This window comes from Deltaproteobacteria bacterium (assembly GCA_019310525.1).
In the GTDB taxonomy this organism is placed as follows: Bacteria; Desulfobacterota; DSM-4660; order Desulfatiglandales; family HGW-15; genus JAFDEE01.
The window spans coordinates 1-3136 of the sequence record JAFDEE010000153.1; the positions used below are offsets into that span (position 1 = coordinate 1).

The 3136-nt window shown below is 49.5% G+C and carries 1 protein-coding gene, 2 tRNA genes and 1 pseudogene; 3 read left to right on the forward strand and 1 reads right to left on the reverse strand.

Going from position 1 to position 3136, the window contains the following annotated elements:
- The 3 genes and pseudogenes from JRF57_16365 (at position 1) to JRF57_16375 (ending at position 1377) form a co-directional block, all read left to right on the forward strand.
- A pseudogene (locus tag JRF57_16365) lies at positions 1–1166 on the forward strand (AAA family ATPase).
- Positions 1167–1214: 48 nt separating this feature from the next.
- A tRNA-Val gene (locus JRF57_16370) sits at positions 1215–1290 on the forward strand.
- Between the two features lie 8 nt (positions 1291–1298).
- A tRNA-Asp gene (locus JRF57_16375) sits at positions 1299–1377 on the forward strand.
- A gap of 249 nt (positions 1378–1626) precedes the next feature.
- On the opposite strand, the gene JRF57_16380 is transcribed toward JRF57_16375, so the two are convergent.
- The gene (locus JRF57_16380) at positions 1627–2913 is read right to left on the reverse strand and encodes an integron integrase (GenBank protein ID MBW2305270.1); all 1287 of its coding nucleotides are present in this window, start codon (positions 2911–2913) and stop codon (positions 1627–1629) included.
- Positions 2914–3136 lie beyond the last annotated feature (223 nt).

Consider the following 3136-nt stretch of genomic DNA (forward strand, 5'->3'; position numbering starts at 1 on the left):
GCCGGGAAAGATCATCCAGTACCTGCGCAGGGCCAAGTCAAACAACCCGGTCTTTTGCCTGGACGAAGTAGACAAAATGAGTACCGATTTCCGTGGTGATCCTTCAGCGGCCCTCCTCGAGGTCCTGGACCCTGAGCAGAATTTCGCCTTTAATGACCATTACCTGGATCTGGACTACGATCTTTCAGAAATCCTGTTCATTACTACGGCGAATACCCTTCACAGTATTCCATTGCCCTTGCAGGACCGCATGGAAATCATCCGGATTCCCGGTTATACGGAACTCGAAAAGCTCAAGATTGCGAAACATTTCCTGATCAAGAAACAAACCGAGTATCCGGAACTACACCAGGGAATCCGGTGTTCGGAATCTTGAAAGAGAAATCGGTTCCATCTGCCGAAAGGTGGCCAAAGAGGTAGTCAAGAAGGGAAAGGATACGAGTATCCGGATCACCGCCAAGTCGATTCACAAGTATCTCGGCGTAATCAAGTTCCGGTACGGTCGCACCGAGGAAGAGGACCAGGTAGGGCTCACTACGGGCCTGGCTTGGACAGAGGTGGGAGGGGAACTCCTCCAGACCGAGGCCACCATCATGCCGGGGAAAGGCAACCTTGTGCTTACCGGTCAGTTGGGCGACGTGATGCAGGAATCCGCCCAGGCGGCATTGAGCTATGTCAGGTCCCGGGCCAGGCAACTCAGGCTTCCGGACAATTTTTACGAAAAGGTGGACATCCATGTCCATGTGCCTGAGGGAGCCATACCCAAGGACGGTCCATCAGCCGGAATCACCCTTGCAACGGCTATCGTCTCAGCATTGACGAGAAGGCCTGTGGATCACAATCTCGCCATGACCGGTGAGATTACACTCAGGGGAAGGGTTCTCCCAATCGGCGGCCTCAAGGAAAAGATCCTGGCCGCCCACCGGGGTGAGATACGCCGGGTCATCATCCCAATGGAAAACAAGAAGGACATCGAAGAGATCCCCAGGCGGATACTCAGGAAGGTCGAATTGATCCCTGTCAGTCACATGGATGAGGTGTTGAAGGAGGCCCTTGTTTTGGAAGAAGGAGAGGAACTCTTCGCGCCTCCGGAGGAATGCCGCCCATTCCGCATTGAGGAACTCCAGGATTCCAGGACACCTGAACCTGAAGTGAGAGCCCATTGATTTTTCTTGACAACATTTCCTGGCTGTAGATAATAAAGTCTTTCATTCGGGCGGATAGCTCAGCTGGGAGAGCATCGGCCTTACAAGCCGGGGGTCGCAGGTTCAAATCCTGTTCCGCCTACCATTAATAACGGGGGCGTAGTTCAGTTCTGGTTAGAACGCCGGCCTGTCACGCCGGAGGTCGCGAGTTCGAGTCTCGTCGTCCCCGCCAATGATATCAAGGGATTACAGTAAACCTGTAATCCCTTTTTTCGTCCACTGTGTGAATTTTTATTCAGTGTCCATCCATAAGAGAACGAGAGAACGGGACGCCCATAAGATTATAAAATATCATCCAACCGAAGATGTTTTTCCTCAGCAGTCTTCCTGCATGCTCACGGCGGGCTGGGTCATCCCAAGTCTGCGCGCCTTCCGTCTTGCATCTTCTGCGACCTTGGCAATTGCATAATCCGGGATAATTTTATGGGCCTCCCCCAATCCTCTTCAGGAACTCGGCTGGGCTTTTAATACCATGAGGTCCGCGGTGTAGCACGTGCGTATAGATCATGGTGGTGTTTACATCCTTGTGGCCGAGCAACTCCTGAACCGTGCGGATATCATACCCAGACTGCAGGAGATGCGTTGCAAACGAATGCCGCAGGGTGTGAACAGTTGCGGCCTTCCCTATATCTGCCTTGGTAACAGCGGTTTTCATGACCCTTTGAAGCGTCTGTTGGCCGAGATGATGTCGCCTTACAATACCGCTCTGGGGATCCACTGAAAGATTGTCGGAAGGAAAAACATACTGCCAGGCCCACTCCCTGTTTGCATTCGGGTATTTTCTCTGAAGGGCCTCAGGCATAAAAACGGCCCCGTATCCGTGAGAGAGATCCATCTCGTGAATCTTTCTAACATGTTCCAGGTGCCGCTTCATGGGCCCATGGAGGAATTTTGGAAACAGGGTGTAGCGGTCCTTGTCTCCTTTGCCGGAGCGCACGATCAGCGATTTGTTGCCGAAGTCGAGATCCTTTACCCTTAGCCTCACGCATTCGCTGATCCTTATTCCGCTTGCATAAATCAGTGTCAACGGGAGCCTCTGTTTTTCAGGCAGGTATGAAAACACCCTCTTTATTTCCTCTTTTGTCAACACAACGGGCATTCTCTTGTTTTGTCTTGCCCGAATTATGTTTCTGAAATCTCCGAAATCCTTTTCAAGTACCTCTCGGTAAAGGAAAAGCAATGCATTAAAGGCCTGGTTCTGGGTGGACGCGCTCACCTTCCGTTCAACAGCCAGATAGGTAAGGAATCGTTTCACATGCGATGTTTTTGCCTTAAGGGGAGACGGCACCCTGGTATAGACAAGAAAACGCCTTACCCATTCCCGGTAACTCTTTTCCGTGTTATAGGCATAGTGCCGGGTACGCATCCTGCTTATGAATATGTCTTTTGCTTCTTCCCAGGTTTTTACGGACGCCTGGCGTTCACTGTCTTCTTTTTCAAGACTGGTAAATGCGATCTTTTTATCCAGGAACTTGTCGAAATAGAGAAACACGGCTTCCTGTGCCTGTTTTACTTTCCAATCTTCATATCCTCTCTGTTCAAGATCATCCCCAAAGGCTTTTAGATCCCGCTCTGAAACACCATCAAGGTTCCCATTATGGAATTCCAGAAACCTGTTCAGCCATCTCACATAATATTTAACCTTATCCCTTGGAATGCCGCACCTGTTCTGAAAGAACGCCCATAGTTTATTTCCATGTGAATTCATTTCCGCTCCATTTATTGATTATACATCATAACGCATATCCTATATTGCATTTTCACCTTGACATTGCAATAAAATTATAAGAAATTTTTTGTATACAAAAATAGCATGAATTTATTGTCCCATTCGGGGAATGGGAGAAAAACCCTCGCCTTTAGGCGAAGACTTCAGTAAGCTTGCGGTATGGAGAATTATCGTCGATCGAGCCATACCGTCTATGATCTAA

Excerpts from the sequence above, each read along its gene's own strand:
- JRF57_16380 (MBW2305270.1), bottom strand. The coding sequence starts at position 2,913 with ATGAATTCACATGGAAATAAACTATGGGCGTTCTTTCAGAACAGGTGC.